Annotated in this window: 20 protein-coding genes; 11 read left to right on the top strand and 9 right to left on the bottom strand. The window is 64.7% G+C overall.

Annotated elements, in window-relative coordinates; translation table 11 throughout:
- Window positions 1-6 precede the first annotated feature (6 nt).
- The 6 genes from ASE82_RS09880 (at window position 7) to ASE82_RS09860 (ending at window position 7,003) form a co-directional block, all read left to right on the top strand.
- Window positions 7-459: a GatB/YqeY domain-containing protein gene (locus ASE82_RS09880; RefSeq protein ID WP_056062287.1), complete on the top strand. Its 453-nt coding sequence runs from the start codon at window positions 7-9 to the stop codon at window positions 457-459.
- 65 nt (window positions 460-524) lie between these two features.
- Complete coding sequence (locus tag ASE82_RS09875) at window positions 525-1,010, top strand: endonuclease domain-containing protein (RefSeq protein WP_082441424.1); 486 nt, start codon at window positions 525-527, stop codon at window positions 1,008-1,010.
- Window positions 1,001-2,863 (top strand): DNA primase, encoded by a 1,863-nt coding sequence (gene dnaG, locus ASE82_RS09870; protein ID WP_056062284.1) that lies wholly within the window; start codon window positions 1,001-1,003, stop codon window positions 2,861-2,863. The genes ASE82_RS09875 and dnaG overlap by 10 nt, the downstream gene beginning before the upstream one ends.
- Entirely contained in the window at window positions 2,863-4,890 is a 2,028-nt protein-coding gene (rpoD, locus tag ASE82_RS09865) for an RNA polymerase sigma factor RpoD (RefSeq protein WP_056062280.1), read from the top strand. Before dnaG ends, rpoD begins: the two co-directional genes overlap by 1 nt.
- 267 nt (window positions 4,891-5,157) lie before the next feature.
- Window positions 5,158-6,021, top strand: coding sequence for an HNH endonuclease (locus ASE82_RS19425; protein ID WP_156348851.1), 864 nt, complete (start codon window positions 5,158-5,160; stop codon window positions 6,019-6,021).
- Window positions 6,022-6,463: 442 nt separating this feature from the next.
- Complete coding sequence (locus ASE82_RS09860; protein ID WP_056062277.1) at window positions 6,464-7,003, top strand: pseudouridine synthase; 540 nt, start codon at window positions 6,464-6,466, stop codon at window positions 7,001-7,003.
- 956 nt (window positions 7,004-7,959) lie between these two features.
- On the opposite strand, the gene rplS is transcribed toward ASE82_RS09860, so the two are convergent.
- Complete coding sequence (gene rplS, locus ASE82_RS09855) at window positions 7,960-8,352, bottom strand: 50S ribosomal protein L19 (protein ID WP_031395442.1); 393 nt, start codon at window positions 8,350-8,352, stop codon at window positions 7,960-7,962.
- Entirely contained in the window at window positions 8,349-9,080 is a 732-nt protein-coding gene (gene trmD / locus ASE82_RS09850) for a tRNA (guanosine(37)-N1)-methyltransferase TrmD (protein WP_056063325.1), read from the bottom strand. The genes rplS and trmD overlap by 4 nt, the downstream gene beginning before the upstream one ends.
- Window positions 9,081-9,188: 108 nt before the next feature.
- On the opposite strand from trmD, the gene ASE82_RS09845 reads away from it, so the two are divergent.
- Window positions 9,189-10,094, top strand: a complete 906-nt coding sequence (locus tag ASE82_RS09845; RefSeq protein WP_056063314.1) for an NAD(P)/FAD-dependent oxidoreductase — start codon at window positions 9,189-9,191, stop codon at window positions 10,092-10,094.
- A 94-nt stretch (window positions 10,095-10,188) separates the two neighbouring features.
- On the opposite strand, the gene rimM is transcribed toward ASE82_RS09845, so the two are convergent.
- The 3 genes from rimM to ffh form a co-directional block, all read right to left on the bottom strand.
- Complete coding sequence (rimM, locus tag ASE82_RS09840; RefSeq protein ID WP_056063312.1) at window positions 10,189-10,689, bottom strand: ribosome maturation factor RimM; 501 nt, start codon at window positions 10,687-10,689, stop codon at window positions 10,189-10,191.
- A gap of 354 nt (window positions 10,690-11,043) precedes the next feature.
- The gene (rpsP, locus tag ASE82_RS09835; RefSeq protein ID WP_056062272.1) at window positions 11,044-11,472 is read right to left on the bottom strand and encodes a 30S ribosomal protein S16; all 429 of its coding nucleotides are present in this window, start codon (window positions 11,470-11,472) and stop codon (window positions 11,044-11,046) included.
- A 67-nt stretch (window positions 11,473-11,539) separates the two neighbouring features.
- Window positions 11,540-13,084, bottom strand: coding sequence for a signal recognition particle protein (gene ffh / locus ASE82_RS09830; protein ID WP_056062269.1), 1,545 nt, complete (start codon window positions 13,082-13,084; stop codon window positions 11,540-11,542).
- Window positions 13,085-13,474: 390 nt separating this feature from the next.
- Between ffh and ASE82_RS09825 the strand changes: the two genes are divergently transcribed.
- The 4 genes from ASE82_RS09825 (at window position 13,475) to ASE82_RS09810 (ending at window position 18,338) form a co-directional block, all read left to right on the top strand.
- The gene (locus tag ASE82_RS09825; RefSeq protein WP_156348850.1) at window positions 13,475-15,100 is read left to right on the top strand and encodes a putative bifunctional diguanylate cyclase/phosphodiesterase; all 1,626 of its coding nucleotides are present in this window, start codon (window positions 13,475-13,477) and stop codon (window positions 15,098-15,100) included.
- Between the two features lie 327 nt (window positions 15,101-15,427).
- Window positions 15,428-16,675 carry a tRNA (N(6)-L-threonylcarbamoyladenosine(37)-C(2))-methylthiotransferase MtaB gene (mtaB, locus tag ASE82_RS09820; RefSeq protein ID WP_056062266.1) on the top strand — a complete coding sequence of 416 codons (1,248 nt, stop codon included), beginning with the start codon at window positions 15,428-15,430 and terminating at the stop codon, window positions 16,673-16,675.
- Window positions 16,672-17,607, top strand: a complete 936-nt coding sequence (ftsY, locus tag ASE82_RS09815; protein WP_056051078.1) for a signal recognition particle-docking protein FtsY — start codon at window positions 16,672-16,674, stop codon at window positions 17,605-17,607. Before mtaB ends, ftsY begins: the two co-directional genes overlap by 4 nt.
- 119 nt (window positions 17,608-17,726) lie before the next feature.
- Window positions 17,727-18,338, top strand: coding sequence for a septation protein A (locus tag ASE82_RS09810; protein ID WP_268795418.1), 612 nt, complete (start codon window positions 17,727-17,729; stop codon window positions 18,336-18,338).
- A gap of 124 nt (window positions 18,339-18,462) precedes the next feature.
- On the opposite strand, the gene ASE82_RS09805 is transcribed toward ASE82_RS09810, so the two are convergent.
- The 4 genes from ASE82_RS09805 to ASE82_RS09790 all read right to left on the bottom strand — a co-directional run bounded on the left by ASE82_RS09805 (window position 18,463) and on the right by ASE82_RS09790 (window position 21,936).
- On the bottom strand, window positions 18,463-19,077 hold the full coding sequence (locus ASE82_RS09805; protein WP_056062259.1) for a superoxide dismutase: 615 nt from the start codon (window positions 19,075-19,077) through the stop codon (window positions 18,463-18,465).
- A gap of 117 nt (window positions 19,078-19,194) precedes the next feature.
- Window positions 19,195-19,992, bottom strand: coding sequence for an SDR family NAD(P)-dependent oxidoreductase (locus ASE82_RS09800; RefSeq protein WP_056062256.1), 798 nt, complete (start codon window positions 19,990-19,992; stop codon window positions 19,195-19,197).
- A 15-nt stretch (window positions 19,993-20,007) separates the two neighbouring features.
- Window positions 20,008-20,772 (bottom strand): SDR family oxidoreductase, encoded by a 765-nt coding sequence (locus ASE82_RS09795; RefSeq protein WP_056062253.1) that lies wholly within the window; start codon window positions 20,770-20,772, stop codon window positions 20,008-20,010.
- Window positions 20,773-20,892: 120 nt separating this feature from the next.
- Window positions 20,893-21,936: a phosphotransferase family protein gene (locus ASE82_RS09790; RefSeq protein ID WP_056063309.1), complete on the bottom strand. Its 1,044-nt coding sequence runs from the start codon at window positions 21,934-21,936 to the stop codon at window positions 20,893-20,895.
- Between the last annotated feature and the right edge of the window lie 13 nt (window positions 21,937-21,949).

Raw genomic sequence — 21,949 nt, 5'->3', positions numbered from 1 at the left:
CAGTACATGATTCGCGACGACATCAAGGCTGCGCAGCTGACCGCCATGAAGGCCGGCGACAAGCAGAGCCGCAACGCTATCTCTTTGATCCAGGCCGCGATCAAGAACCGCGACATCGAAGCGCGGACCGGTAAGGCGCCGGAAAGCGACGACGCGCTGGTGGTCGAAGTGCTGCAGAAGATGGTCAAGCAGCGCCGCGAGTCGATCGAGATGTTCTCGAAGGGCGGCCGCCAGGAGCTCGCCGATGCCGAGACCGCGGAAGTCGCGGTGATCGAACGCTTCTTGCCCCAGCAGATGAGCGACGCAGAGACGGCGGCGGCGATCGAAGCGATCAAGGCGGAGCTCGGCGCGACCGGCATGAAGGACATGGGCCGCGTGATGGCGGAACTGAAGGCACGCCACGCAAGCGAGCTGGACATGAGCAAGGCGAGCGGCCTGGTAAAGGCGGCGCTGTCGTAAATTCTGCTCCCCTCCCGCCTGCGGGAGGGGTCGGGGGAGGGCAGCGCCACACAGGAGACGGAGCATTGGAACAACGCACCCGAATCCGAGCACTCCGCACCAACCCGACGCGTGCAGAGAGCGCGCTATGGCAGCATCTGGCTGCCCGGCGAACGTCCGGCGTGAGGTTCAATCGCCAGGTACCGATCGGCCCGTTCATCTGCGATTTCGTTTCCCGCGCTACGAAGCTCGTCGTCGAGGTCGACGGCGGCCAGCATGACTGGCACTCCGACGATGACGCGCGGCGAACGCGCTTCATCGAACAGCAAGGCTACCGTGTGATCCGGTTCTGGAACAACGACGTGCTGGAGCGGACGGAGGGCGTGGTGGCCGAGATCGGGCGCGTGCTTGCGGAACGCCCCTCCCCTAACCCCTCCCGCAAGCGGAAGGGGGACTCTGTTGCGCTCGCTGCGAACGCAGCACCCCTTCTGCTCCCCTCCCGCCTGCGGGAGGGGTCGGGGGGGGGCTTGGCCGCACAAACCACCCCCACCAAAGTCACCCCATGGCGCTAACCCCGCAATTCCTCGACGAACTCCGCGGCCGCACGTCGCTCTCGGCGCTCGTCGGCAAGACCACCAAGCTCACCAAGGCCGGGCGCGAGCACAAGGGCTGCTGCCCGTTCCACAACGAGAAGACGCCCAGCTTCTACGTCAACGACGACAAGGGCTTCTACCACTGCTTCGGCTGCTCGGCGCACGGCGACGCGATCAAGTGGATGACCGACCAGCGCGGCCTCCCCTTCATGGACGCGGTGAAGGAACTCGCCCAGGCCGCCGGAATGGACATGCCCGCGATGGACCGCCAGTCCGCCGCCAAGGCCGAACGCGCCAAGGGCCTGCACGAGGTCATGTCGGATGCCGCAGACTGGTTCACCGAGCAACTCAACGGCCTCCCCGGCACCGAAGCCCGCGCCCTGCTCGACCGCCGCGGGATCAGGCCCGAGACGGCGCGCGCGTTCGGGATGGGGTTCGCCCCCGACAGCCGCGGCAAGCTCAAGATCGCGCTGAAGGACTATGGCGACCCGATGCTGGTCGAGTCCGGCATGCTCATCAATGTCGAGGGAAAGGACCCCTACGACCGGTTCCGCGGTCGCCTGATGATCCCGATCCGCGACCCCCGCGGGCGGACGATCGCGTTCGGCGGGCGCGTGCTCGACGGCGGCGAGCCGAAATACCTCAACTCCCCCGATACGCCGCTCTTCGACAAGGGCCGCACGCTCTACAACCTCGACAAGGCCGCCCCCGCCTCGCGCAAGTCCGGCCGCGTGCTCGTGGTCGAGGGCTATATGGACGTCATCGCGCTCGCCCAGGCAGGCTTCGGCGAAGCGGTCGCCCCGCTCGGCACGGCCCTCACCGAAGCGCAGCTCGAACGGCTGTGGCGGATAGTCGATGTGCCGCTGCTCTGCTTCGACGGCGACGGCGCCGGCCAGAAGGCGTCGCTCCGGGCAGCCCACCGCGCGCTCCCGCTACTGGCGCCCGGCCGCAGCCTCGCCTTCGTCACGCTCCCGCAAGGCCAGGACCCCGACGACCTCGTCCGTTCGGGCGGCCCCGGTGCGTTCGAAACACTCCTCAAATCCCCCGAACAGCTCGTCGACCGGCTCTGGGCATCCGAAGTCGCCGCCGAGGCGCTCGACACCCCCGAACAGCGCGCCGGCCTCAAGCGACGTCTCCACGAACTCGCGGAAGGCATCGCCGACCCCTCGGTGAAGCAGCAATACCATTCCGAGTTCAAGAACCGCTTCTACGAGCATTTCAAACCCGTCCGCGCCCCCTTCGTCCCTCGCGGCGAGCGCCCGAAAGGCGGCTGGAAGCCCCCCACCGCGCCCGTGACCGAAGACGCGAAGGCCTTCCTCGCCACCGGCATCGACCGCGTCTTGGCCAAGGCGGTGCTCGCCGGCCTGATCCGCCACCCGGTCGAGATCGCGCGCCACATGGAGGTGCTTGGCTCGCTGCAAATGATCGACGGCGCGCTCGGGCGATTGTTCGAAGCGGTCGTAGATGTTGCACTTGAGGACCAGAAGCTTGATAGCGGGCGCTTGCTCACCATATTGGCGAGGTCCGGTTTCAATTCAGTCGCGAGTGACCTGTTGAGAGCCGATACGATGCCCTATTCGTTCACGCAGACCACGGCCGATCCAGCCCGCGTCCGTGCCGACCTCGACGAGGCGATCGCGATCATGGTCGCCCGCCCTGAGGTAGACGCGGCACTCAAGCAGGCGACCGCGGCGATGCAGACGCACTTCACCGAAGATGCGTTCGAACGACAAGTGGCTATGGTAAGAGAGAAACAGGCGTTGGAAGTCCGACTTGCAAATCTTGTACAGTCGAACGAAGACGCCCGAGCGTTGGGTACCGAGGGCGATTGATGGCTAAGGCGAACATGGCGGAACCCGCCGAGACGAACGAAACCGGCGATGCGCCGCTGATCGACATGAACGATGCGTCGATCAAGAAGGTCATCGCGCGCGCCAAGAAGCGCGGCTACATCACCTACGAGCAGCTCAACGAAGCGCTGCCGCAGGGCGAGATGTCGTCCGACCAGATCGAGGACATCAGCGCCGCGCTGAGCGAGATGGGCATCAACATCGTCGAGAACGACGAAGCCGGCGAGGACGGCGAGACCGAGCCCGCCAAGGACGACGAGGACGAGCCGGAGGCCGCCGACGCGGATGCCGACACAGGCCCCGCGATCGAGAAGAAGAAAGAGACGATCGATCGCACCGACGATCCGGTCCGCATGTACCTGCGCGAGATGGGCGCGGTCGAGCTGCTCAGCCGCGAGGGCGAGATCGCGATCGCCAAGCGCATCGAGGCGGGTCGCGACACGATGATCCTGGGTCTCTGCGAATCGCCGATCACCTTCAACGCGATCATCGACTGGTCGACCGCGCTGAACGAGGGCACGATGCAGCTGCGCGAGATCATGGATCTCGACGCGATGCTGTCGAAGGACCCTGCCCCCGAGGCGATGGCCGAGGACGGCGAAGCCGACGACGGCGAGATCAGTGAGAAGAACGCCGGTCCTTCGTTCAAGGAAGAGGCCGAGCCCGAAGAGCCGTCCGCCGACGAGGACGAGGACGGCGAGCGCCGTGCTCCGCGCGCATCGGACGACGAGGAGGAGGACAACACCCTCAGCCTCGCGCAGATGGAAGAGCAGCTGAAACCGATCGCGCTCGAGCGGTTCGCCAGCATCACCGCGCTCTACAAGAAGTTCAGCAAGATCCAGCAGTCGCGCGTCGACGCGATGGGTATCGGCGGCGATTTCTCGGCCGCCGACGAGCGCAAATACCAGAAGCTGCGCGAGGAACTCACGGCGGAAGTCGAGAGCGTCCAGTTCCACAACGCCAAGATCGAATATCTGGTCGATCAGCTGTATGCCTATAACCGTCGCCTCACCGCGCTGGGTGGCCAGATGCTGCGCCTCGCCGAGCGCCACAAGGTGCCGCGCAAGGACTTCCTCGATCGCTATATCGGTCACGAGATCGACGAGAACTGGCTGGCGACGGTCAACAAGGTTGACAAGAAGTGGACCGCGTTCGTCGCCAACGAGGGCGAAGCGGTCGAGCGCATCCGCGCCGAGATCGCCGATATCACGCAGCAGACCGGCATGGCGCTCACCGAGTTCCGCCGGATCGTCAACATGGTCCAGAAGGGCGAGCGCGAGGCGCGCATCGCCAAGAAGGAGATGGTCGAGGCGAACCTGCGGCTGGTGATCTCGATCGCCAAGAAATACACGAACCGCGGCCTGCAGTTCCTGGATCTCATCCAGGAGGGCAATATCGGCCTGATGAAGGCGGTCGACAAGTTCGAGTATCGCCGCGGCTACAAGTTCAGCACCTATGCGACGTGGTGGATCCGCCAGGCGATCACCCGCTCGATCGCCGACCAGGCGCGGACCATCCGCATCCCGGTCCACATGATCGAGACGATCAACAAGCTGGTCCGCACCAGCCGCCAGTTCCTCCACGAGCAGGGCCGCGAACCGACCCCGGAGGAGATGGCCGAGCGCCTTTCCATGCCGCTGGAAAAGGTCCGCAAGGTGATGAAGATCGCCAAGGAGCCGATCAGCCTCGAAACGCCGATCGGCGACGAGGAGGATTCGCATCTCGGCGACTTCATCGAGGACAAGAACGCGATCATCCCGGTGGACGCCGCGATCCAGGCGAACCTCAAGGAGACGGTGACGCGAGTGCTGGCGTCGCTGACCCCGCGCGAAGAGCGCGTGCTGCGCATGCGCTTCGGCATCGGCATGAACACCGACCACACGCTGGAGGAAGTCGGCCAGCAGTTCTCGGTGACCCGCGAGCGCATCCGCCAGATCGAGGCGAAGGCACTGCGGAAGCTGAAGCATCCGTCGCGTAGCCGGAAAATGCGGAGCTTCCTCGACCAGTAAGGTTTGAGGATTAGGTAGAAAATAAATGGGCCGCGGTAGAAATACCGTGGCCCTTTTTTTCGTCCGCAATTCTTACCAGCCACGCTCGCAAGCGGCATGGAAGCCAGCCAATAAAGATTTACCTCTCCCAGCCTTGGCACGTTGCGTCCGCTCATTCGCATTGCTTTATTACAAGAATATTTTCCGAGACTAATGCGTGAACCTGTTAGCGTACAGCGGTGCCTGCTCTCCGAGGAGAGAGCCTATGGCAATTATTAGGAGATCTTAATGAGTATAGGCCGCATCCAGCTACCAGATAGCGACCGACGTTTCATTATTGGCCGTTCTGCCGGATGCTGCAACAAGTGCAAGATACGTACTTTCGTTGACAACGAGTTTGGGGAGAAAGTCCGATTAGCTGATGATGCACATATCTGGGGGTATTCGGTCGATGGGCCACGGGGCCGTGATTCAGGTGCACCGTCGGATCGAAATGATCGTCAGAACATCATACTGCTGTGCAAAAATTGCCATACGATAGTGGACTCCCAGCCACAGGAATTCACGCCTGATGTCCTAACGAAAATGCGCGAAGATCATTATCGCTGGGCAGATGATGCACTAGGTCAGACCGTGGTTCACAAACCTCGGTTCCATTATATATTATATCTCAATCTAATCCGCCTCGATATGTTTGCGGTTGCAAACTCCATAGCTCTGCCGACCTTGAGCATTGAATCAGCGCAAAAATTTGGCGACTTGGGAATTGGCGCTGGCCGGGTGATGGCTGCCTACACGCAGGTTCTCAATTCAGAAAATATGTACGCGAAACAGATATCTCCAGATGAACCGATCTCGAAACTTCAGATCGGCGATTATTGTTTCATCGATCAAATCAATTTTCGCACGGTAGCGATCGGGAAATCCGCCCCTCTTGAGGAGGCTTGGAATAGAGACCAAAGCCTCATCTACAGGAACTTTGGTGACTGGCGGCTAAGCTGCCTGATTGACCCTCGATGGATCACAACGAGCACAGCCTTCGGGACGTTTACATCCGGGCAAGCTCCTTTGTGTGGCGTTGTTCGCGTCAATCGTATTGAGGCTGATGCACACAAAATTATCGCATCACCACTATTTCTGGCTCAAGCGTAAAGGAATTAATATGCGTCCCAATTATTCCATAGCCCAAGCCCATTTTGCTGCCTTGGACAAAGCTGGATTGCTGCCCGAAGATGTATCGACGTGGCACGGCGATATCGACAACTGCCAAGTATGTTCTCGCCCGATGAACTCAGAAACATACATGATCGACGGGCACGCTCGTGCTGAGGAGGGGTCACTATGGGCCAATCTGTGCGTCCTATGCGCCTATAAGACGAGCCCAACGATTGATTGGGGGGTTGGCCAACTCTATCGGCGCCACGAGGAGCGCTGGTGCCTCGTTGCGGGTGGCCCTCCATCTGACGAGTACTATGATGAGGCCTCGACAGGTACGTAGGTTCTCGCAGTACGCGGTGATCACTATCCGACGTTTACAGCGCCAATCCCGCATGTGCTCTGGACCGTATTATCTGCACTCCTCTAAAGCCCCGCGATGCCCCGCGTAATCCTCTTCAACAAACCGTACGACGTGCTCAGTCAGTTCACCGACGTGAACAGTCCGACCCCGCGCGCGACGCTGTCGCAGTTCGTCGATGTGCCGGGCGTCTATCCGGCGGGGCGGCTCGACCGCGATAGCGAAGGGCTGTTGCTGCTGACCGACGACGGTCGCCTCCAGGCGCGGATCGCGGACCCGAAGTTCAAGCTGGCCAAGACCTATCTCGTGCAGGTCGAGGGCGATGCCGGCGAAGACGCGCTCGATCGGTTGCGGGGCGGCGTCGTGCTGAAGGACGGCCCTGCCCGCGCCGACGTCGAGCGGATCGCCGCGCCCGACCTCTGGCCGCGCGTCCCGCCGATCCGGGTCCGCGCGAGCATCCCCGATTGCTGGCTGAAGATAACGATCCGCGAAGGCCGCAACCGCCAAGTCCGCCGCATGACCGCGGCGATCGACCACCCCACGCTGCGGCTGGTCCGGTGGAGCATCGGCGACTGGACCGTGGCGGGTCTGGAGCCCGGCACGTGGCGCGACGCCTGACGGGTGCTCGAGGCGGGCTGACGACCGCCTGCGGGCCACCGGAGGCACGGGCGCCCGTGGGTACCCTTCAGACGACAGCGTTCGCGACTGCGAGCGGAACGCCTCCCCACCCACGCCGTCATCCTGACGAAAGTCAGGACCCAGAGCCAAGCAGCGCGGCGTTCGTGATCCTGGGTCCTGACTTTCGTCAGGATGACGGAGAAGGGCATGTTCACGCGAAGGCGCTAAGGCGCGAAGAGAAGACCGGGCAAGTGAGCTAAATAAGCTGCTTCTCTTCGCGCCTTAGCGCCTTCGCGTGAATCCATTCCTTGAGCTGCGCTCCGTGGCGCAATGTGATCATAAGTCCCGAGGATAGCGCTCCCCGCCCGCGCGGGGAGTGCGTTGCGTGACGCGCCGAAATTGCATGGTGGCCCGACGAAAACTCCCTCCCCTTCAGGGGAGGGTCGGGGTGGGGCATGTCCACGCGAGCGCGCTCAGCGTGGCAAGGTCCGCACAGCCCAACCAGACGGCGATCCCAATCTACCAGCAAGACGTGTTTCCCCGCGAAGGCGGGGACCCGGACTGGGCTCCCGCCTTCGCGGGAGAACAAGGAAGCGGCAGCCGGTCTGCGCAGGACCGCGCGTCCCTATCCGACCCGACAACCACCTCCGGGACGGAGAAATCGCGCAGACACCACGGCCGCCGCCGGCCGACGTGCTAATCCGCTGTCCTACACGCGCCTCGGGGCGCACCCTCAGCGGATGCCCAACCCCGCCCCTATCCCGCATGCAGCACCCTCGGCTCAGAACACCCCTATCGGACCCCACATCGGGCGATGTGCAGAACGCTGTGAGACTGTGAACTTCGTGCACTTCCGCACTGCAGCATCGGCGCAAAACACTGATTTCAGGCGCACAACGAAAAAGGGCGCGGGGACCATCGCCCCCGCGCCCTTTTTCAACTCGAACAGTCTCCGATTACTCGGCGGCTGCGGTGCCCTTGGCAGGGCGCATGTCGCGACGCTCGGCGATACGCGCTGCCTTACCGGTGCGGCCACGCAGGTAATACAGCTTGGCGCGACGCACGGCGCCCTTGCGGACGACTTCGATCGAATCGACGTTCGGCGAGTAGAGCGGGAACACGCGCTCGACGCCCTCGCCGAAGCTCATCTTCCGCACGGTGAAGTTCGAGCCCATGCCCTTGTTCGAGCGCGCGATGCACACGCCCTCGTAGTTCTGAATACGCGTGCGCTCGCCTTCGACGACCTTCACGCCGACCTTCAGCGTGTCGCCGGGGCGGAAATCGGGGATCGTCTTGTTGGCCAGGAACTTCGCGATGTTCTCGGCTTCGATCGTCTGCAACAGGTTCATGTCTCGTCCTCGTGTCGCTGCGCGCCAGAGGGCGACTGGACCCGAACGCCCTCATGGCGCTCCCAAAGGTCCGGTCGCCGTGACCGTGTATCGATCTCCGCGCGGCGTTTGCGCCATGCAGCGATCTTCGCATGATCCCCCGATCGCAGCACCTGCGGGATCATGCGCCCTTCCCAAATCTGAGGTCGGGTATAGTGCGGATATTCGAGCAGCCCCGTTTCGAAGCTCTCGTCATCCCCACTAGAAGCCGCGCCCATTACGCCGGGCAGCAGCCGAATGCAAGCATCGAGCAGCACCAGCGCCCCCATCTCGCCGCCCGACAGGATGTAGTCGCCGATCGAGACCTCCTCGATCTCCCGCGCCTCGAACAGGCGTTCGTCGAACCCCTCGAACCGGCCGCAGAGAATGGTGACGCCGGGGCCCTGCGCGAGCTCCCGCACCCGCTCCTGCGTCAGCGGCTTCCCCCGAGGCGTCATCGCCAACACCGGTCGACCATCGGCAACGCTGTCGATCGCCGAAGCCACGACGTCGGCCCGGAGCACCATCCCGGCCCCGCCCCCCGCCGGCGTATCGTCCACCGACTTGTGCTTGTCCGTCGCAAAGTCCCGGATCTGCACCGGCGAGCAGGACCACCGCCCCTCCCCCAGCGCCCGGCCCGCAAGCGACGTCCCCAGCGGCCCCGGAAACATTTCGGGATACAGCGTCAATATCGTGGCAGCGAAAGTCACAGCGTCCAATTCTCTCTGCGTTTGCGCCATCGTGCGGCGCCGAATGCGCCCAGCACCTATACGGATCGGCGCGACGGAACAATTACGCTGGCGAAACGCTCGCGGCGGATGGACGATTGCATCATCATCGGCGCCGGTCCGGCGGGCCTGACCGCGGCGATCTATCTCGCGCGGTTCCACCTCTCGATCCGCCTGTTCGATTGCGGCAGCAGCCGCGCCGCGCTGATCCCGTGCACGCACAACCATGCCGGCTATCCCGAAGGCATCCGCGGCACGGACCTGCTCAGGCGGATGCTGGCACAGGCCGAGAATTATGGTGCGGTGCGCGAGGGCGTGCGGGTAGATGCGATCGAGGTGGAGGACGACGGCTTCACCGTACGGCTCGGCGATCGCCGCGCCCGAGCCCGGAGCGTCCTGCTCGCCACCGGAGTCGTGAACAACCGCCCCAACATGCCCGACGCCATCCACGACGAAGCGCTCGAAGCCGGCCTCCTCCGCTACTGCCCCATCTGCGACGGCTACGAAGTCACCGACAAGCGCGTAGGCATCATCGGCACCGGCGACCACGGCATGCGCGAGGCACTGTTCCTGCGCGGTTACACAAAGGACGTGACGCTGATCGCGCCCGAGGGGAGCCACGATCTCGATCCAACATGCGAAGCGGCACTAGACGAAGCCGGGATCGTCCGCGTCGGAGGCCCCTGCGGCAACTATGCGATCGAGGGAGACAAGTTGGCTTTGGACACGGTCGAGGGGCGGCTCTCGTTCGACAGCATCTATCCAGCGCTTGGATCGGTCATCCGTTCGGAACTGGCCGTCGCGGCAGGCGCGCGCGCATCCGAGGACGGGTGCCTAGAAGTAGACTCGCACCAGCGCACATCGATACCCGGCCTGTTCGCAGCCGGCGACGTGGTGAAGGGTCTCGACCAGATCAGCCACGCGATGGGCGAAGCTGGCGTTGCCGCGACGACCATCCGCAACACGCTCGCCGAACAGCGACCGCTTCGGCGGTAGTCATCTGCAGGAAAGATTGTTCTCCCGCGAAGGCGGGAGAACAGGCTGGGCTCCCGCCTTCGCGGGAGAACAAGGAAGCGGTAGTTAGAGCCTGTTATTCGGTCGCGAAGGAAGCCTCGACGACGAGCCGGTCTGCGTCCCATTCGGGAACGGCTTCAGGGCGCATCGGTATCATGAAGCGCTTGCCGGGCTTGTCGTCCACGGACGGCCGTTCGATCTCGATCACGTCGCCTGCACCGAAATTGTCGATAGCAACGACCCTTCCGATCGCCTCGCCATCGGTCGAGACGACATCGAGCCCGATCACATCCGTATGATAATATTCGCCATCTTCCAGCGGCGGCAGCGAAGACCGCGGTACCGTCAATTCGGTCCCGCGCATCGCCTCGGCGGCGTTGCGATCCGCGACCTCGGCAAACCGCGCGATCACGCCGTTGTTACCGTTGCGGGCGGACTTCAGCGACAGCGCGCCGTTATTGAAGCTCTTATAGCTTCCGAAATTCTCGGCGAAGACCTTCAGTTTCACTTCGCCACCGATGCCGTGCGCACCGATGACGACGGCGAGCGTCACGTTAGCCTTGCGCGGAGCCTTCATCGCGACCGGGAGTGTCGTCGGAGCCTTCGGCGGGGTCGTCGGCGGAGACGCCTTGGTTGGTGGCATCTTCGATTTCCTCGGGTGCGGGGGCTGTGCGGGGGTCGGTTTCGGGGGCCATCATGCGCTCCTGTTCGGGGTTACCGATCAAGAGAACGCATGAAGTCCGGATCGGGTGCGGTTGCGCACTCGTCGGTGGAGGGGACACTCAGGCCCCGCTCCCTCACCGTCATCCTGGGCTCGACCCAGGATCCAGAGCAACGGAACGCTTTCGTCCGTGGCTCTGGATCCCAGCTTTCGCTGGGATGACGGGAAGAAAGACGGATCGGTCCAATCAGAACCGATCCGTCCGCCGTCTTACGAAGCGGCTTCTTCGGTCTCGGCAGCGGCAGGAGCCTCTGCCTCGGCAGCAGGTGCAGCCTTCGCAGCAGCTTCAGCCTCGGCAGCTTCAGCCGCCTTGGTCGCACGCTCTTCGGCGCGCTCGGTAGCCTTCTCGCCGGGCTTGCCCTTGTTCGGGTTGTTGCGCGCCGAACGCTCGAGCACGCCAGCCTGGTCGAGGAAGCGCGCGACGCGGTCGGTCGGCTGCGCGCCGACGCTCAGCCAATGCTTCGCGCGGTCGGCGTCGAGCTGCACGCGCTGCTCGTTGTCCTTGGCGAGGAGCGGGTTGTAGTTGCCGATCTTCTCGATGAAGCGGCCATCACGCGGCGAACGCGCATCGGCAACGACGATCTTGTAGTAAGGACGCTTCTTGGAGCCACCGCGCGCGAGGCGAATGTTGATTGCCATGATATTTTCCTTCGTTTTCTAATAGATTCTCCGGCGCGAGCCGAAGTGTCGTGGTTGGATAAGGAGGTTATTTCTTCTTCAGAAAATCGTCGAAACCGGCCGGCATCTGCGGCATCTTGGGGCCACCAAGCCCCGGCAGACCGCCGCCACTGCCGCCCGGCAGGCCACCGGCACCAGCCTTGTTGAGCATGTCGCCCATCTGCGGCCCGCCGATCGCATTGCCTATGCCGCCGAGACCGCCGCCCAGGCCACCCTTGCCGAGCATCGCCATCATGCCCTTCATGCCGCCCATCTTCTTGATCTTCTTCATGGCGGTCGACATTTCGAGGTGCATCTTGAGCAGCTTGTTGACCTCCTGGACGGTCGTCCCGGAGCCCTTGGCGATGCGGATCTTGCGCTTGGCGTTGATCAGTTCGGGCTTGTTGCGCTCCTTGATCGTCATCGATCCGATCATGGCGTCCATGTGCACCAGCACCTTTTCGCCCCCGACCGACGCGACCGCGCCCTGCGCCTTCTTCATGCCGGGGATCATTCCCGTCAGCGCACCGAGTCCGCCCATCCGCTGCATCTGCGCCAGCTGAGCACGCAGGTCGTTCATGTCGAACTGACCCTTGGCCATCTTCGCGGCCATGCGCTCGGCGTCTTCGGCCTGGATCGACTCCGCGGCGCGTTCGACCAGGCTGACGACATCGCCCATGCCGAGGATGCGACCAGCGACGCGTTCCGGATGGAACGCCTCGAGCGCATCGAGCTTCTCGCCGGTGCCGGCGAACTTGATCGGCTTGCCGGTGACCGCGCGCATCGACAGCGCCGCGCCGCCGCGAGCATCGCCGTCCATACGGGTCAGTACGATACCCGTCAGCGGCACCTGGTCGCTGAAGTTCTGCGCGACGTTGACCGCGTCCTGACCGGTCAGCGAGTCGACGACGAGCAGGATCTCGGCCGGGTTCGCGACGTCGGCGACCGCCTTCATCTCGTCCATCAACGCCTGGTCGACATGCAGTCGACCCGCGGTATCGAGCATCAGGACGTCATAGCCCTGGAGCTTTGCCGCCTGCATCGCGCGACGGGCGATATCGACCGGCTGCTGACCCTGCACGATCGGCAGGGTCGCAACGTCGATCTGCGTGCCGAGCGTCGCCAGCTGCTCCTGCGCGTTCGGGCGATTGACGTCGAGCGACGCCATCAGCACCTTCTTGCGCTCGCGACCGGCCTGGCCGAAATTGGCCTGTCCCGCCGCCAGCCGCTTGGCGATCTTGGCGGTGGTGGTCGTCTTGCCCGAGCCCTGAAGACCGACCATCATGATGACGGCCGGCGGCGTGACGCCTAGTTCGAGCTCGACGGCATCCGAGCCGAGCATCTCGACCAGCGCATCGCTGACGATCTTGACGACCTGCTGCCCCGGCGTGACCGAGCGCAGGACGTTCTGGCCGATCGCCTTCTCGGTCGCCTTCTCGACGAATTCGCGCGCGACGGGCAGCGCGACGTCGGCTTCGAGCAACGCGACGCGCACTTCGCGCATCGCCGCGCGCACGTCCGCTTCGGTCAGCGCACCCCGGCCGCGAAGGCGGTCGAAGACGCCGCCAAGTCGATCGCTCAGGCTTTCGAACATCGAAATACTCCAAATCACCGTGACGCAACGCAAAAGCGCCGGCGGGCGAAACCTCGCCGGCCAGCGTGCATCCTTGGATGCTCGTCCAATGCGCCTCGTAACGGAACGTGGGCTGCCACCTACTGGAATGCGGTTCGGGATGCAAGATGGGTTCCCGAGCGGAGGGACGTTGATCGACACCTCTCCTTGTTCTCCCGCGAAGGCGGGAGTCCAGACTGGGTCCCCGCCTTCGCGGGGAGACATTCGTACCTCGGTTCAATTCACTCTGTATCTCGCGCAACCAATCGCGCCCGCGCCTCGCCTCGCCCCGCCTATACGGCTTCTTAACATATCTTACACGTGTCGCATGCCACACCGCCACCCAAGCAAGAGACCGAACAGGCCAACCCCATGACCGTAAAGTCGGCGGCGAGATTTTCGCTCCGCAACATCAGTCGGGAATTCATGACCGGCGCCGTAACGGGCGCCGCACTGCTTCTGTTCGTCGGCACCGCCGGCACCGCGGTCGTCAAGGCACTGGCACATTGGCACGGCAGCGATGCGGTAATCGATCACGGCCTGGTCGCGGCGCTGTTGTTGAACGCGGCGCTGATCATGTTCGGCTGGTTCCGATACCGGGCCCTATCGGAAGAGCTGAACACCCTGTCCGACGCCGGCCGCCATGCGCACGCGCTTGCGCAGCGCGATCCGCTTACCGGCTTCCTCAATCGCCGCAGCTTGTCCGAAGACGGCGCGGCACTGTTCGCCAGTACCCGCCGCCGCGGCAAGGCTATGGCCATGCTGACGATCGACATCGATCACTTCAAGAGCGTCAACGACCTGCACGGCTATGCGGTCGGCGACCTGTTGCTCGCTCATGTCGCCGAGACGATCGCGGCGATCGCGCCCAGCACCAGCCTGCTCGCTAGACTGGGCGCGGATGAGTTCGCCTGTACCTTCGTCTTCGACTCCGCGCACGAGAACGTCGCCGACCGGATCGCCGAGCGCATGGTCGCAGGCCTCGCATTGCCGTTCCGTACTAATGGCTTCGACATTCACAGCAGCGTCTCGATCGGCATCGCGCGGTCCGATCGCGACTGCGCGTCGGTCGACGCCTTGCTGCGCAACGCCGACATCGCGCTCCACGCGGCCAAGACCGCCGGGCGCAGTCGTCATGCGTGGTTCGACACCTCGATGGAGCGATCGCTGCAACTGCGCGGCGAACTCGAAGCAGGTCTCCGTAGCGCGATCCCGGCGCAGGAGGTCGTTCCGTATTTCGAGCAACAGGTCGATCTGATCACCGGCCTCATCACCGGTTTCGAGGTGTTGGCGCGCTGGGAACATCCGACGCGCGGCATGATCGCGCCCGACGTGTTCATTCCGATCGCGGAGGAAACGGGGCTCATCGGCGACCTGTCGCTGTCGATCATGCGCCAGGCGTTCGCCGCCGCGCGCGACTGGGACGCCGGGCTCACGCTGTCGGTCAACGTCTCGCCGCTGCAGTTGCGCGATGCGTGGCTCGCGCAGAAGATCATCAAGACGCTGGTCGAGACTGGCTTTCCCGCCAGCCGGCTCGAGATCGAGATCACCGAGAGCGCGCTGTTCGACAACCTTCCCCTCGCGCAGTCGATCGTCGGCAGCCTGAAGAACCAGGGCATCCGCCTCGCGCTCGACGATTTCGGTACCGGTTATTCGAGCTTGGCGCATCTGCGGGCGTTGCCATTCGACCGGATCAAGATCGACAGGAGCTTCGTCTCGTCGATCCTGGACAATCCGGAGAGCATGGCGATCGTGAACACGATCGTGCGGTTGGGGGACAGCCTCAACCTGCCGACTACCGCCGAGGGAATCGAGGATGCCGCGATCGAGGAGCGGTTGCGCGGCATGGGATGCGCGAAGGGCCAGGGGTATTTGTACGGGCGCCCGCTAGGTGCCGCGCAGGTCCGGCGGTTGCTGGCGGAGAAACGCTTGCTGGCCCAGCGGCCTGACCGCAACGTGCCACCGCCTCGCGGCATTGCGCCACGATTGGCGGGGTGACCGCGAGCACACTTATTCTTGGGCGGCCTATCCCAACTCACGACCACCCCGGCGAAGGCCGGGGCCCAATTGGAAAGGTCGAAGTAATCGCGGGTAGTCCGTAGTTAGCAACGTTCCCCAACTGGGCCCCGGCCTTCGCCGGGGTGGTGTCTGATGGATGAGGGGCACCTCCATTACGCTAGTTCTCCCGCGAAGGCGGGAGCCTAGGACCAAGCAGCGCTCCGGCTGATACCCTGGGCTCCTGCGTTCGCAGGAGAACTAAGGTGTAGGACGCCCCCCACGAGCAAACCGTGGACTTCCCCCCCCGCCCCTCCTAAATCGCGCCGCATGCCATCTGCCCCGCAGCCAGAGGTCATCAGCCTCGGCTGCCGCCTCAACATCGCCGAAAGCGAGACCATCCGCGCGCTCGTCGCCGGGCGGGACATGGTCGTGGTCAACAGCTGCGCCGTCACTAACGCCGCGGTGAAGGCTACGCGCGTCGCGATCCGCCGGGCCAAACGCGATCGGCCGGACGCGCAGATCGTCGTCACCGGCTGCGCTGCTCAGATCGACCCCGCGAGCTTCGCCGCGATGCCCGAAGTCGACCGTGTCATCGGCAATGCCGACAAGCTAACGTCGCAAACCTGGCAGACTGACGCCCCGGTCGTCGTTTCCGACATCATGCAAGTCCGCGAGACCGCGCCGCATCTCGCCGCGAGCTTCTCCGCTCACGCCCGCGCGTTCGTCGAGGTCCAGAACGGCTGCGACCACCGCTGCACCTTCTGCGCGATCCCGTTCGGCCGCGGCCCCAGCCGCTCGGTCCCCGCAGGCGCGGTCGTCGACCGGATCGCCGGTCTCGTCGACGCCGGCCACCGCGAGATCGTCCTCACCGGCGTCGACCTCACCAGCTACGGCCCCGACCTCCCCGGCGCGCCGACGCTCGGCCATCTCGTCGAACGCATCCTGCATCACGTCCCAAAGCTCGAACGCCTGCGCCTGTCCTCACTCGACGGCATCGAGATCGATGACCGCCTCTTCGCGCTGCTGACCACCGAAGCGCGGATCATGCCGCACGTCCACCTCTCGCTCCAGGCCGGAGACGACATGATCCTCAAGCGCATGAAGCGCCGCCATTCGCGCGCGGAAAGCGTCGCCCTCGTCGAGCGCCTCAAGACCGCCCGCCCCGACATCGCGATCGGCGCGGACCTGATCGCCGGCTTCCCGACCGAGGATGCGGCGATGTTCGCCAACACACGCGCGCTGATCGACGACTGCCACATCGTCCACCCGCATATCTTCCCCTATTCGCCGCGCGTCGGCACCCCCGCCGCGCGCATGCCGCAGGTCGAACCCGAAGTCCGCCGCCACCGCGCCGCCCTCCTCCGCCAGGCCGGCGAAACATCGCGCGCGAACTGGCTGCAAACGCTGGTCGGCACGTCGCAGGATCTGCTCGTCGAACGCCCCGGCGACCGCGGCCATATCGGCAATTTTGCAGAAGTCCTTCTGGACGAACCCGCCATACCCGGCGACATCGTCCGCATCGCGATCACCGGCGCCACGTCCGACCGCCTCAGCGCAACACGAGAACCATCATGAGCACCACCCCCACCTGGCACGACAAGCTGATCGGCGGCTTCAAGCGCACCTCCGACCGGCTCGTCGGCAACCTCGCCGGCCTCGGCGGCGCGCGGCTCGACGATTCGACGCTCGACGACATCGAGGAAGCGCTGATCGCCTCCGATCTCGGCCCCGAGACCGCCGGCCGCATCCGCCGCCGCCTGTCCGAAGGCAGCTTCGAGCGCAACATGGAGGAGCTCGGCATCCGCGTGATCGTCGCCGAGGAGGTCGAGAAGGTCCTCGCCACGGTCGCCAAACCGATCGAGATCGACGCCTTCCCCCGCCCGCAGGTGATCCTCGTCATCGGCGTCAACGGCTCGGGCAAGACGACGACCATCGCCAAGCTTGCGCATCTGCTGATGGAGCAGGATTACGGCGTGATGCTGGCCGCCGGCGACACCTTCCGCGCCGCCGCGATCGGCCAGCTCCGCACTTGGGCAGAACGTGTCGGCGTGCCGATCGTGACCGGCCCCGAGGGCGGCGACGCGGCAGGCGTAGTATGGGACGCGGTCAAGAAGGCGACCGAGACCGGCATCGACGTGCTGATCGTCGACACCGCGGGCCGCTTGCAAAACAAGCGCGAACTGATGGACGAACTGGCCAAGATCCGCCGCGTGCTGGGTCGCATCAACCCCGAGAGCCCGCACGATATCGTCCTGGTGCTCGACGCCACCACCGGCCAGAACGCGCTCCAGCAGATCGAGGTCTTCAAGGAGGTCGCAGGCGTCACCGGGCTCGTGATGACCAAGCTCGACGGCACCGCGCGCGGCGGCGTGCTGGTCGCGGCGGCCGAGAAATACGGCCTGCCTATCCACGCGATCGGTATCGGCGAGGGCATGACGGACCTCCGCCCATTCGATGCGAACGAGGTGAGCCGGATCATCGCGGGCGTGGAGAGCGTTCGAAAGTAACGCCTGCCCCGCCTCCCCCGTTCGTCCTGAGCGAAGTCGAAGGACTGGTCAGCTTGTGGCAATGTCCTTCGACTACGCTCAAGACGAACGGCATCTTACCGTATTTCGTGGATAACTCAGTGACCAAGCCCCCCCTATCCCCCGGCCTCCGCATGGCGGTCGACTACGGCCCGCTCGCGGTCTTCTTCGCGGTGAACTTCCTCACCCCCGGCCTGCCGATCGTCCGCGTCGTTGCCGCCACCACCGCGTTCATCATCGCCACGGTCGCCGCGATGATCGTGTCGAAGGTCAAGGCGGGCCATATCTCGCCGATGCTGTGGCTGTCGGGTGCGCTGATCGTCGTGTTCGGCGGGCTGACGATCTATTTCCACGACCAGCGCTTCATCCAGATGAAGCCGACGATCATCTACGCGATGTTCGCGGCGATCCTGACGTTCGGGCTCGTCACCGGGCGCCCGCTGCTCCAGTCGCTGCTCGCCACCGCCTATCCCGGTCTGTCCGCGGAAGGCTGGCGCAAGCTCACGCGCAACTGGGCGGTGTTCTTCGTGTTCATGGCCGTGCTGAACGAGGCGGTGTGGCGCAATACCACCTGGGACTTCTGGGTCGGCTTCAAGCTGTGGGGCGCGATCCCGCTGACGCTGCTCTTCGCGTTCGCCAACATTCCGATGCTACTGAAGCACGGATTGCAAACGGGCGACAAAGCCGTGACCGACCTGCCGCCCGAAGGGTAATTCTACTGCTCCCCTCCCGTTCACGGGAGGGGTTGGGGGAGGGCCTGACCAAACAGGCCGGACGCCAGTAATTGTGTCGCGCCCTCCCCTAGCCCCTCCCGCAAGCGGGAGGGGGATAAGAAGTTCAGCCTGCGACCTTCGCGTAACGCTCGCCGACGACGTCCCAGCTCACGATATCCCACCAGGCCTTCAGATAGCCCGGACGATCGTTCTTGTACGTCAGGTAATAGGCGTGCTCCCAGACGTCGTTACCGAGCAACGGCGTGCCGGGCTCCTTCGCATCGTCCATCAGCGGGTTGTCCTGGTTCGGCGTGCTCGTGACCTTCAGCTTGCCGCTCGCATCCGCGATCAGCCACGCCCAGCCCGAGCCGAACTGCCCGGCACCCTTGGTGTTGAACTCTTCCTTCAGCTTGTCGAGGCTGCCGAAGTCGCGGTCGATCGCCTCGGCGAGCTTGCCCGACGGTGCCTGGCCGTTCTTGGCCGCCATCGTCTTCCAGAAGAAGTCGTGGTTCCAGAAACCGCCGCCATTGTTGCGGATCAGCGGCGGCTGCGACGAGATCATGCCGAGGATGTCCTCGATCGACTTGCCCGCCAGAGCCGAGTCCTTCTCGACGCCTTCGTTCAGCTTGGCCGTGTACGCCGCGTGATGCTTGTCGTGATGAAACTTCATCGTTTCCTGGTCGATCACCGGCTCGAGCGCGTCATAGGCATACGGCAGCGGTGGGAGTTCGAAAGCCATGGGGGTTCTCCTTATGGGGTCGGACGCTCAACGTCCGCACGTCGCAAATGGTCCCGCAAAAGTCGTTGCGCAAGCGTATCCAGCGGCCGAAACGCCGCGTCCTGACAGCATCGTCGGTCAGGCGGCGGTCTTGCCGTATTCCTGCCGCGTGACGGGATGGCTCGACGAGAGACCGCCATCGACCGCGATTGCCTGGCCGTTGACGTAGCTGGCGTCGTCGGAGGCGAGGAAAAGCGCGACCTTGGCGAGTTCCTCGGGCTGCGCGCCGCGGTGGAGCGGGTTGAGGCGGCCGACGCGGTCCATCTTGTTCGCCTCGCGTGCGTAGTCGAAGACAGGTTTGGTCATGCCGGTTTCGGTCAGGCCGGGGCAGATCGCGTTGACGCGGACGTTCGAGCCTGTGAGTTGCTGAGCCGAGACGGCGGCGAGGTTGATGACGCCGGCTTTCGAAGCGGAATAGGCGGGCGAGCCGGCGCCCGACCGAATACCGGCAACGCTGGCGGTAAGGACGATCGCGCCCTTCCCTCGCTCGGCGATCCGCGGCGCGGCGTGCTTGATCGCGAGGAACGGACCGATCAGGTTGACGCGCAACACCTCGGTGATGAGCGCAACGTCGGTGTCGAACAGGTTGGCCATGCCGCCCGAGATCCCCGCATTGGCGAACATCACGTCGAGCCCGCCGAAGCTGTCGCAGGCGAGCGCGATCGTGCGGATCACGTCCTCTTCGAGCCCGGCGTCGATGCGGATCGCCTTCGCCGTGCCGCCGGCCTGCGTGATCAAGTGCGCGGTTTCGTCCGCGCAATCGGTCTTGTCGGCGACGACGACCCTGCCCCCTTCGCTTGCGAACAGGAGCGCGGCGGCGCGGCCGATGCCGGAGCCCGCGCCGGTGACGATGATGGATTTGTCGGTGAAGCGCATCGCATGGTCCTTCGGTTAGATCGTGACGCCGCCGTCGATGACCATCGTCTGGCCGGTCATGAAGTTGCTTGCCGAGGACGCGAGGAAGACGACCGCGCCCGCGATCTCTTCCGGCTCGCCGATCCGGCGGAGCGGCACGCTGGTGTTCGCTGCCTCGATCCGGTGCGGGTCTTCCCACAAGGCGCGCGCGAAGTCGGTCTTGATCAGGCCAGGCGCGATGCAGTTCACGCGGACGTTCGACGGTCCGAACTCGACCGCGAGGTTGCGCGCGAGCTGCATGTCGGCGGCCTTGCTGATGCAATAGGCGCCAATCACCGGCGAGCCGCGCAGCCCGCCGATCGAGGATATGATGATTATGCTGCCGCCGCGGCGCTCGAGCATCTCGGGCGCGACCATCTGGATCAGCCAGTGGTTGGAGACGATGTTGTTGTCGAGGATCTTGCGGAACTGGTCGTCGGCGATGCCGGCTTGTGGGCCGTAATAGGGGTTCGAGGCGGCGTTGCATACGAGGACGTCGATGCGACCGAATTTGGCGCGGGTCTGGTCGACGAGGTGCTGGAGGCCGGCCTTGTCGGAGATGTTGGCGGCAATGGCGATGGCGGTGCCGTCGCCGTGCCTGGCGTTGAGTTCCGCCGCGACCGTGTCGCAGGCGTCCTGCTTGCGGCTTGAGATCACGATCTTCGCGCCGTGCTCGGCCAACTCTCGCGCGGAAGCGAGGCCGATGCCCCGCGACGATCCCGTGACGATGGCGACCATGCCGGTCAGGTCGAACTGCGACATTGTCCTCTGCTCCGCTTCCGCTTGCGGGAGGGGTCGGGGGAGGGCCCGATCCTTCCGCAACGTTTCATGCCGGGGGAAGGTCAGCCCCYCCCCTAACCCCTCCCGCAAGCGGGAGGGGAATTACGCCCCCGCCTTCACCGCGAATCCCCAAGCCGCATCCGCCAACCCGTGGATCTTCGCCACCGTCTTCTCCGCCTGCGCACTCGACGCAGTGCCGTCGATGATGCGCTTCTTGATGCCCTGGACGATGCCGGTCAGCCGGAAGAGGTTATAGGCGAAATACCAGTTGAGATCTGGGACGCCGTCGCGGCCGGTGGCGGCGCAATAGCGGTCTACAACCTGCTCGATCGTCGGGATTCCCGTCTCCGGCCCGGTCATGCCAAGCACGCCCGAGCGTCCTTCCGGTTCGGTCACCCAGCTCATCAGCAGGTACGAGAAGTCCGCCAGCGGATCGCCGAGCGTCGACAATTCCCAGTCGAGGACGGCGATCACCTTGGGCTCAGCAGGCGCGAAGATCATGTTGTCGATCCGGTAGTCGCCGTGGACGATCGAGGTGCGCGTCTGCTCGGGCAGCGTGCGCGGAAGCCACTCGATCAGCCGTTCGACCGACCCCATACGCTCGGTCTCGGCGGCGCGGTATTGCTTGGTCCAGCGGCCGACCTGGCGCTCGAAATAATTGCCGGGCTTGCCGTACTCACCGAGCCCCGCCGCCGCGTAATCGGTGTTGTGGAGCGCGGCGAGCGTGTCGACCATCGCCTCGTAATGCGCAGTACGCTCGGCGGGCGTCGCACCCGGCATCGCGCCGTCCCAGATCGTCCGGCCCTCGACCATCTCCATGACGTAGAACGCGGAGCCGATGACCGCCGCGGTCTCGCAGAGACCATAGGGCCGAGGCACCGGGAAACCGGTAGGATGCAGCCCCGCGATAACGCGGTATTCGCGATCGACAGCGTGCGCGCTCGGCAGGATCGGGCCGAACGGTTTCCGGCGCAGCACGTACGCGCGCTCCGGCGTGTCGAGGCGGTAGGTCGGGTTCGACTGGCCGCCGGCGAACTTCGCGTAGCCCAGCGGACCGGCATAGCCGGGCACGTTGGCGGTCATCCACGCGCCAAGCGTGTTGAGGTCCAGCTTGTCGCGCTCGCCGACCTCGATCGTGCCGACCATGCTGGTCGATGCG

The sequence above is a fragment of the Sphingomonas sp. Leaf230 genome, from assembly GCF_001421745.1.
In the GTDB taxonomy this organism is placed as follows: Bacteria; Pseudomonadota; Alphaproteobacteria; order Sphingomonadales; family Sphingomonadaceae; genus Sphingomonas.
Note: the sequence above shows the minus strand (reverse complement) of the source record. Positions and strands in the feature narration are given on the sequence as shown.

What these genes read in the sequence shown, in the direction of transcription:
- ASE82_RS09880 (WP_056062287.1), top strand. Translation starts at nt 7, where the DNA reads ATGATTCGCGACGACATCAAGGCTGCGCAGCTGACCGCCATGAAGGCC.
- dnaG (WP_056062284.1), top strand. Translation starts at nt 1,001, where the DNA reads ATGGCGCTAACCCCGCAATTCCTCGACGAACTCCGCGGCCGCACGTCG.
- rpoD (WP_056062280.1), top strand. Translation starts at nt 2,863, where the DNA reads ATGGCTAAGGCGAACATGGCGGAACCCGCCGAGACGAACGAAACCGGC.
- ASE82_RS19425 (WP_156348851.1), top strand. Translation starts at nt 5,158, where the DNA reads ATGAGTATAGGCCGCATCCAGCTACCAGATAGCGACCGACGTTTCATT.
- ASE82_RS09860 (WP_056062277.1), top strand. Translation starts at nt 6,464, where the DNA reads ATGCCCCGCGTAATCCTCTTCAACAAACCGTACGACGTGCTCAGTCAG.
- rplS (WP_031395442.1), bottom strand. Translation starts at nt 8,352, where the DNA reads ATGAACCTGTTGCAGACGATCGAAGCCGAGAACATCGCGAAGTTCCTG.
- ASE82_RS09845 (WP_056063314.1), top strand. Translation starts at nt 9,189, where the DNA reads ATGGACGATTGCATCATCATCGGCGCCGGTCCGGCGGGCCTGACCGCG.
- rimM (WP_056063312.1), bottom strand. Translation starts at nt 10,689, where the DNA reads ATGAAGGCTCCGCGCAAGGCTAACGTGACGCTCGCCGTCGTCATCGGT.
- rpsP (WP_056062272.1), bottom strand. Translation starts at nt 11,472, where the DNA reads ATGGCAATCAACATTCGCCTCGCGCGCGGTGGCTCCAAGAAGCGTCCT.
- ffh (WP_056062269.1), bottom strand. Translation starts at nt 13,084, where the DNA reads ATGTTCGAAAGCCTGAGCGATCGACTTGGCGGCGTCTTCGACCGCCTT.
- ASE82_RS09825 (WP_156348850.1), top strand. Translation starts at nt 13,475, where the DNA reads ATGACCGTAAAGTCGGCGGCGAGATTTTCGCTCCGCAACATCAGTCGG.
- mtaB (WP_056062266.1), top strand. Translation starts at nt 15,428, where the DNA reads ATGCCATCTGCCCCGCAGCCAGAGGTCATCAGCCTCGGCTGCCGCCTC.
- ftsY (WP_056051078.1), top strand. Translation starts at nt 16,672, where the DNA reads ATGAGCACCACCCCCACCTGGCACGACAAGCTGATCGGCGGCTTCAAG.
- ASE82_RS09805 (WP_056062259.1), bottom strand. Translation starts at nt 19,077, where the DNA reads ATGGCTTTCGAACTCCCACCGCTGCCGTATGCCTATGACGCGCTCGAG.
- ASE82_RS09800 (WP_056062256.1), bottom strand. Translation starts at nt 19,992, where the DNA reads ATGCGCTTCACCGACAAATCCATCATCGTCACCGGCGCGGGCTCCGGC.
- ASE82_RS09795 (WP_056062253.1), bottom strand. Translation starts at nt 20,772, where the DNA reads ATGTCGCAGTTCGACCTGACCGGCATGGTCGCCATCGTCACGGGATCG.
- ASE82_RS09790 (WP_056063309.1), bottom strand. Translation starts at nt 21,936, where the DNA reads ATGGTCGGCACGATCGAGGTCGGCGAGCGCGACAAGCTGGACCTCAAC.